The organism is Sporosarcina sp. P20a (assembly GCF_002743175.1).
Classification (GTDB): Bacteria; Bacillota; Bacilli; order Bacillales_A; family Planococcaceae; genus Sporosarcina.
In genome coordinates this window covers 90,060-98,026 of record NZ_PDYT01000008.1, presented here as the reverse complement: position 1 = coordinate 98,026, position 7,967 = coordinate 90,060, and the positions used below count along the sequence as shown (strand labels likewise).

General features: G+C 45.8%; 8 protein-coding genes. 7 read left to right on the top strand and 1 reads right to left on the bottom strand.

Annotated elements, in window-relative coordinates:
- The first annotated feature begins 899 nt into the window (after positions 1–899).
- From CSV72_RS09335 to CSV72_RS16560, 6 genes are all read left to right on the top strand, one after another.
- A complete protein-coding gene (locus CSV72_RS09335) occupies positions 900–1,874 on the top strand; it encodes an ABC transporter substrate-binding protein (RefSeq protein WP_099678105.1) in 975 nt (324 codons plus the stop codon).
- A gap of 4 nt (positions 1,875–1,878) precedes the next feature.
- Positions 1,879–2,910 carry a FecCD family ABC transporter permease gene (locus CSV72_RS09330; RefSeq protein ID WP_233191208.1) on the top strand — a complete coding sequence of 344 codons (1,032 nt, stop codon included), beginning with the start codon at positions 1,879–1,881 and terminating at the stop codon, positions 2,908–2,910.
- Positions 2,897–3,712: an ABC transporter ATP-binding protein gene (locus CSV72_RS09325; RefSeq protein WP_099678103.1), complete on the top strand. Its 816-nt coding sequence runs from the start codon at positions 2,897–2,899 to the stop codon at positions 3,710–3,712. Before CSV72_RS09330 ends, CSV72_RS09325 begins: the two co-directional genes overlap by 14 nt.
- Positions 3,678–4,097, top strand: coding sequence for an ankyrin repeat domain-containing protein (locus tag CSV72_RS09320; RefSeq protein WP_099678102.1), 420 nt, complete (start codon positions 3,678–3,680; stop codon positions 4,095–4,097). The genes CSV72_RS09325 and CSV72_RS09320 overlap by 35 nt, the downstream gene beginning before the upstream one ends.
- On the top strand, positions 4,097–4,435 hold the full coding sequence (locus CSV72_RS09315; protein WP_233191206.1) for an antibiotic biosynthesis monooxygenase: 339 nt from the start codon (positions 4,097–4,099) through the stop codon (positions 4,433–4,435). Before CSV72_RS09320 ends, CSV72_RS09315 begins: the two co-directional genes overlap by 1 nt.
- Positions 4,436–4,772: 337 nt before the next feature.
- Complete coding sequence (locus CSV72_RS16560) at positions 4,773–5,156, top strand: hypothetical protein (protein ID WP_233191205.1); 384 nt, start codon at positions 4,773–4,775, stop codon at positions 5,154–5,156.
- A gap of 269 nt (positions 5,157–5,425) precedes the next feature.
- Here the strand turns inward: CSV72_RS16560 and CSV72_RS09310 are convergent, their stop codons facing one another.
- Positions 5,426–6,778 (bottom strand): YjiH family protein, encoded by a 1,353-nt coding sequence (locus tag CSV72_RS09310; RefSeq protein ID WP_099678101.1) that lies wholly within the window; start codon positions 6,776–6,778, stop codon positions 5,426–5,428.
- A gap of 176 nt (positions 6,779–6,954) precedes the next feature.
- Here CSV72_RS09310 and rbsK point away from each other — a divergent pair, with 176 nt between their 5' ends.
- Positions 6,955–7,833 carry a ribokinase gene (gene rbsK / locus CSV72_RS09305; RefSeq protein ID WP_099678100.1) on the top strand — a complete coding sequence of 293 codons (879 nt, stop codon included), beginning with the start codon at positions 6,955–6,957 and terminating at the stop codon, positions 7,831–7,833.
- Positions 7,834–7,967 lie beyond the last annotated feature (134 nt).

Genomic DNA, 7,967 nt, shown 5'->3' with positions numbered 1-7,967 from the left:
GATGTCACTGAACTTCTTCCTATAAGAACCACAACTAGAATAAATACCACTCAGCAGCGCAGGCACAACTGCGGGGTAGGCCGTGGCCGGGAGACAACTGGCAGCACCATCGCCAGCTGGCTCCTGGCTGTAGGCAATCCCCCACGTGCCAGCGCGAGTCCAGAAAGTGAACGCTCACTAACTTACGTCCCCAACAACTAGTCGAGCAACGCCCCACCGAAAAGTGAAAAAGACTCGCAGCCGCATAGTCTTTCCGCCAACCGAGTTTATAGGTTGGGTAAGGTACGCATTTTATCATTTTACTAGTCTGCTTAGAACCACAAAATATATAAATACCCCGCAGTAGCGCAGGCACAACTGCGGGGTAGGCCGTGGCCAGGAGACAACTGGCGGCACTTTGCCAGCTGGCTCCTGGCTGTAGGCAATCCCCCAAGTGCCTACGCGGGTCCAGAAAGTGAACACTCATTAATTTTAGTCTCCAACAACCAGTCGAGAAATGTCCCAACAAAATGTCACAAAGATCCGCAGCCGCCTAGTCGTTCCGCCAATCGCGTTTGTAGGTTGGGTTAGATACGCAAATTATCATTCTTAGAACCACAACCCAATTAAATATCATTCAGCAGCGCAGGCACAACTGCGGGGTAGGCCGTGGCCATGAGACAACTAGCAGCCTTACCGCTAGCTGGCTCCTGGCTGTAGGCAATCCCCCACGTGCCTGTGCGGGTCCAGAAAGAGAATACTCATTAATTTTAGTCTCCAACAACCAGTCGAGCGACGCCCCCTCAAACTAGTACAAAGTATTCATTCTCACAAATCTATTTGACAATGATTCTCATTATCTACTATGATATTCCTCAATGAGAAACATTCTCATTATATTCGAGGGGGATTGAAAAGAGATGAAAAAGTTAGCTGGTGTGTTCAGCGTACTGATGTTGCTGTTTGTACTCAGTGCGTGCGGTGCACAGGAAGAAAAAGCAGAAGATAAAACAGACGCATCCGCAGTAAAAGCAGAAGAGATTGAGAAAACAACTGATACAAGCATCGAAGTGACAGACATGACAGGCCAAACCGTAACATTCGACGAAACACCAAAATCTGTCGCAACATTGAGTTCGGGTGATCTCGACATGTTACTAGCACTTGGAATAGAAGTAGATGGACGACCGACAGTTCAAGGCCCTCCGAATAAAGACTTAGAAGGCATCGCTGAAATTGGGAATCCGCATCAGCCGAATTTTGAGAAGATTGCGGAAGTACATCCTGAAGTCCTGATCGCTGCACCAAGCTTCAAGCAACATGAAGCGAATATGGAGCGCCAAGGAACGAAGACCGTCTACACAGCAGCTAACTCTGTGGAAGACATTCAACACACGATTGGACTATTCGGTCAGCTATTTGATAAAGAAAAAGAAGCAAAAACCATACAAAACACCATTGCAGAACAAATTGAAAAAAGCACAGCGGACAAAGCAGATGCTGTGAAAACTTTATTAGTATATGGAGCACCGGGTACATACATGGTGGCACTTCCGAATTCATTATCAGGTAATCTACTAGAACTGGCTGGTGGAGAAAATATAGCAAGTGATTTCCCGAATGAAGAAAAATATCCACAGTACGCAAGCTTAAGCGTCGAGAAAATCATCGAACGCAATCCTGAAATGGTGATGTTGATTACACACGGTGAGCCGGAAGCAGTCAAAGCGGCATTTGAAAGCGAAATGTTGAAGAATCCAGCGTGGAAAAATCTAGACGCAGTGAAAGCTGGAAATGTCATTGTCTTACCTTCCCACTTATTCGGTACGAATCCTGGCACAAAAGTAGTGGAAGCACTTAACGTGATGAAAGAAAGCTTAGGACAGGTTAAATAAGGTGATTGCAACAGGAGAACAGACGCAGAAAGAACGTCATCCACTTGCCAAAAAGCGGGTTATCGTCCTTGTAACGAGTGGTAGTTTACTCGTGATCGCGGCTATCTTAAGCCTGATGATGGGTCCGGTTTCATTCTCTATGCAGGAGATTTTGGATGGGATTTTTGTAGCCAATGACACGATGGAACGGCGAATTGTATGGGAACTTCGTTTTCCACGTGTGCTGGTCGGCATGATTGTCGGTGTAAGCCTCGCAGTCGCAGGTGCCATCTTACAAGGAGTTATGCGGAACCCGTTAGCTGACCCCGGAATTATCGGTGTCTCATCGGGAGCGGGACTCGCGGCGACAGTGATTATGATTATTTATCCAGCCTATATCATGTTCTTACCGCTTGCCGCTTTTCTTGGAGCGCTTGCAACAGCCGTTGTAATCTATGCGTTGTCATGGAGAGGTGGGGCGTCGCCTTTACGCATCATTTTAGTCGGTGTCGCCATTAATGCGGTAATCGGCGCATGTATGAGTGCATTGATGTTACTGTACAGCGACCGTGTGCAAGCCGTGTTGCCTTGGCTTGCTGGAGGAATCGCAGGTGTCGGCTGGGTGCAGTTTGAAATGATCATCTATTATGCAATTGCGGCATTCGTGCTAGCCATTTTCTCGGTCAAGCATATCCGTATATTGCGTCTCGGTGACGAAGTGGCGAAGTTGCTCGGACATCATGTGGAGCGAAGTCGATTTTTCCTCATCGTGTTGAGTACGCTACTTGCGGGAATGGCTGTCAGTGTTTCCGGTTTGATCGGTTTCGTTGGTCTTGTCGTGCCGCATATTATGCGCTCCATAGTAGGAGGCGATTATCGGTTTTTATTACCGGCATCCGCGCTCGGTGGTGGATTGCTAGTCGTAGTTGCAGACACGATTGCCCGTACGTTATTTAATCCAATCGAACTGCCGGTCGGAATATTACTTTCATTCCTTGGCGGGCCATTCTTCTTGTATCTCATTCAAAAACGGAGGGATTCATTTGCTGATAACTGAGGAACTTACCTACCGTCATTCGGATTCATTCGAATTAACGTCCATTGATTTGCATATAAAGCAGGGAGAAATCGTCAGTTTACTAGGCCCTAATGGTTCGGGGAAATCGACATTTCTGCGATTGATATCAAGACTGATCACACCAGGAAGCGGGGAAGTTTTGCTGAACGGCGATCGATTGAAACGAATGAAATCTCAGGAAGTGGCCCGGAATTTAGCTATGCTTCCGCAAATGCAAGATCATCAGCTCGATGTCACGGTGGGCGAGTTAGTAGAATTCGGACGACATCCTCACCGGACAGGCTACGGCAAGTTGAGCCGTGAAGATCAAGACATTATTGACTGGGCAATCGGTGTAACGAAATTAGAGAAATACAAGAATCGTATGTTGCAGTCATTATCTGGCGGCGAACGTCAGCGTGCATGGATTGCCATGGCAATTGCCCAACGACCGAAAGTGTTATTGCTAGATGAACCGACTACGTATTTGGATATTTCACATCAATTGGAAGTCATGGAGTTGGTCGCACAATTAAATGAAACGTACGGAATGACTATTATTATGGTTCTTCATGATATCAATCAAGCAGCAAGTTACAGCGACCGTCTAATCGTGTTGAAAGATGGTAGCGTGCGTTTTGACGGAATTCCACAATGCGTTCTGTGCAAAGAAATGTTCCACTCCATTTTCGAAATCGACGCAGAGATTTTCATGAACAATGGAAAGTGCTTTTTCACACCAAGTAAATTAGAAAAGGGTGAATGCTATGAGAACGGAAGCAGAATTGAAGCAACCCATTGATCAAGCGCTGGTACGAGAATATTTGATTGCCGCACATGGGAATTTTGAGGAAGTACAACGATTGATTGAACAGGAGCCTGATTTAGTACATGCTCTCATGCACTGGGGTGGCGACGACTGGGAAAGCGGTCTCGGGGCTGCGGCGCATACCGGCAATCGTGATATTGCGGAATATTTATTGGAAAAAGGTGCATGTATGGATATATTCGCAGCTGCTATGCTCGGTGAACTCGAAATCGTGAAAGCGTTGTTGAAATGGTATCCGAACTGGGATGAACTGAAAGGTCCACACGGCATTCCGTTACTTCGTCATGCAGCAGTAGGTGGAGCACAATCAGCACCCGTGCTTAAATATTTAGAGTCAATTAAACTGGAGGTAGTATGATGCAGAAAATGATCGCAATCAATACGATCTATGTTGAAAAAGGCAAAGGCGAGCAAGTAACCGCAAGTTTTGCAAAAGCAAAAGCGGTTCACACATTTGAAGGCTTCATTCGCATGGAAGTATTGCTGAATGAAGACAACGAAGATCGTGACGAAATAAAAGTATGTACGACGTGGGAAGACCGTCAATTTTTCGATAGCTGGCTACATAGTCGTGGAAATGCAAAATCACATGACGCCAAAGCACCGGCTGAACCGAGTCCAATATTAGGTAATGAAGTGAAGACATTCGATGTGAAAGTTCAACATTTGCCCGCAGAAACAGTAGAAACCAAGTAATTTAATCTAGCGGCAAGCACCAACTTGTCGCTGGCATTCCGATGGTGATCTATGCAGTGGAATAGGCCTCCACTGTATAGATGGCTTTCGGTAACCCGTCAGCAAACACTGTATATCGCGTAAACACTTGAAAGCAAACTGTACACGTCTATTCATTGGAAATTAGCGCACAAAAGCCCACCATTGCTTTGCCGCGCTAATTCCCAAACGCAACCCTCCCTTACTTGCGGACATTCACGACATTCCAGCAGGGTTGCTTTCAAGCTGTTTCATTTGGCTGCTCTCTTTAGTGAGAGCAGTTTTTTTTGTTGGTTTTTGATGGAGGTGGTTGGGGTTGTTGGGTGGAGTGCTCTATCAGTTGAGCTATCCGCTCAATTTTTGGCGTGGAGCGCTCTATCAGTTGAGCTATCTGCTCAATGTTTGTCGTGTAGCGCTCAATCAGTTGAGCTATCCGCTCAATGCTGTGGCTGGAGTGCCCTATCGGTCGAGCTATCCGCTCAATGCTGGGTGTGTAGCGCTCAATCAGTTGAGCTATCCGCTCAATGCTGTGGCTGGAGTGCCCTATCGGTCGAGCTATCCGCTCAATGCTGGGTGTGTAGTGCTCTATCAGTCGAGCTATCCGCTCAATGTTTGTCGTGTAGCGCTCAATCAGTCGGGCTATCCGCTCAATGTTGGGGGGAGTGCCCTATCGGTCGTGCTATTCGCTCAATGCCAGGCGTGAAGCGCTCAATCAGTCGAGCTATCCGCTCAATGCTGGGGGTGGAGTGATCTATCGGTCGAGCTAACCGCTCAATACCGGGGAAGCGCTCAATCAATCGAGTAATCCGCTCAATGTCAGTCGTCGAGCGCTCTATCAATCGTGTGAATCGCTCTATATCATGCTTCAAGTGCTCAATCACTCAGGTTAACCGCTCATTCTCAAGCCTTATCCGCTCAATTCCAACCAAAAAAACCCGCCACTTCAAAAGAAGTAACGGGTTCTCACTCTAGTTAAAACAATAAATGTGCAATACCTGCAATGATAGGCAGGGCAATGATTGTACGCAATAAGAAGATGATGAGTAAGTCGAAGATATTCAATGGGATTTTCGTTCCTAAGATCAAGCCACCGACTTCCGACATGTAAATTAGCTGGATTACGGAAACTGCCGCAATCGTAAATAGTGTAATAGGTGATGTAATGACGCCTTCTGCTAAAATGACAGGCAAGAACATATCCGCGAATCCGACGACCATTGTCTGTGCAGCTTCGGCAGCCTCAGGAATCTGCAAGATATTCAAGATGTATTCGAATGGCTTACCTAAAATTCGGAATACGCTTGTGTACTCAGCCATCACCAAAGCGACCGTACCGAAAGCCATAACTACTGGTGCGACGCCGAACCACATGTCGAGAACGTTTTGCATACCTGCACGAACCGTTTTCACAACAGAGCGTTGTTTCGAAGCCGTATCAAGTGCGCTAGTAAGTCCTAGTTTGAATACGCTTGTCCCGGCAGGTAGTTTTTCATTCTCCGTGGAATATTCTCGGTCGTCAATATACGTATTCTTAATAGAACGTAATGGATAAATTCTTGGCATAATGAGGGCGAGGATCAACCCTGTGAACAGAACCGTCGCATAAAATGGTAGGAAGTAGTTTCCAAGACCGACTTTATCAATGATGACGAGTGTGAATGTAATCGACACAACAGAGAACGTAGTCGAAATAATCGCCGCTTCACGCTGTGTATAGTGGCCTTCTTCATACTGTTTACTTGTTAGCAAGACACCAATTGTGCCGTCTCCAATCCAAGAAGCGAGTGCATCTATGGAAGAACGTCCAGGTAATTTGAATAAAGGTCGCATAATCTTTACCATTAACGTACCGAAGAATTCGAGCAATCCGAAGTTCAGTAATAAAGGAAGCAGTAGACCAGCGAAGAAGAAGATACTGAACAGGAAGGAAACGAGTCCATCACCTGCAAGTAGCAATCCGCCTGTATTCTCACTCCAAATCGCTTCAGGTCCTAATTTATAGACGACCATGATCGCGAAGATTGCCCCTACAATGCGGGTAATCGTCCAAAACGGTGTAACTTTGAATAAGTTTGTAAAGAATGAAGGTCTGTTTGGATCTTTTTTAACGAATAAATAGAGCACAGATCCGAGTGCAGACGCAATGATCAAGTACATCATAAGTTGTGGAATAATCGGTTCCAATGAGCCTGACAATAAATCCGCCAATTTGGCAATCGGTACTTTCCAACCTGCTGCAAATGGTAGTGGAATCATGAATAGTAGAACACCGAGTATAGATGGAATTAAGAATGCTAACCAAGTGCTAGCTGTATATTTTTTCAAGGTATTTCTCTCCTTGTGAATAATCTAGTTGATGTATATTTATTCATTATACTGTTTAACGAGACGTTGTAAATACTTTAGCACAAAGTGTAACTTTTCAGTCAGCAAGCAGTCTATATTGAAACAGTATATAAAAAAGCAAATGATCGATAAAAGGCGGGAAGCGAGGCGTATGCATGATTACAGTAATTGGCAGTGCGAATATGGATATCATTGCACAAGCGGACAAGTTTCCGTTACAAGGCGAGACGGTTAGAGGGAAGGACTTTCAGACGTCACCTGGTGGCAAGGGGGCGAATCAAGCTGTAGCATGTGCGAGACTTGGACAGAACGTTCAGCTGATCGGCACGATTGGAACGGATTCATTCGGAGAAATGATTGTAGCAAACTTGCGGAATCAACAAGTGGACACTAGCTATATCGCACAAGCAGAAGGCCCTTCCGGTGTAGCTATAGTTTTATTGACAGAAGGGGACAATCGGATTATTTCGATACCAGGAGCGAATCATGCGTTAACTCCGCAGCGGATTGGGGAATTGAAATCTGTCATTGGAGCAAGTCAATTGGTGATGATGCAACTGGAACTTCCTATAGATACGGTGTGGTCTGTGCTTAAGCTATGTAGAGAATTAGAAGTGCCTGTCATGATGGATCCGGCGCCTTCGAGTAGCTTTCAATTAGAATATATGTCATATGTTCACTATTTGACGCCCAATGAAACGGAGTGCGCACAGCTCTTCGGTATATCAATAGAAGAAACGGTTTCAAACTATCCGAATCAACTGCTCGTGACATTAGGAAAAGACGGTGTTTGTTATCATGATCGGGAGCAAATAATCTACGTGCCGGGTGTGCCTGTACAGGTTGTGGATACGACAGGCGCAGGGGATACATTTAACGGAGCGCTGGCTAGCCAATTAGTACAAGGGAACGATTTACATTCTGCCGTTCAGTTCGCCAATGTGGCGGCTTCATTATCGGTAGGCAAATTCGGTGCACAAGGCGGTATGCCGACTGCGCAAGAAGTAGAAAATGTGACGGATAAAATCGACTAGAAAGCCTTTTATACCAGGCCTGACTGGCACTCTTCTGTCACCATTGCTGGGCTTTACTAAAAATATAACCGTTCCCTCTTTAAATCTCTGAACAAAAGGCGTATGCTATGGCAATAGATTGGATTACGAGGAAG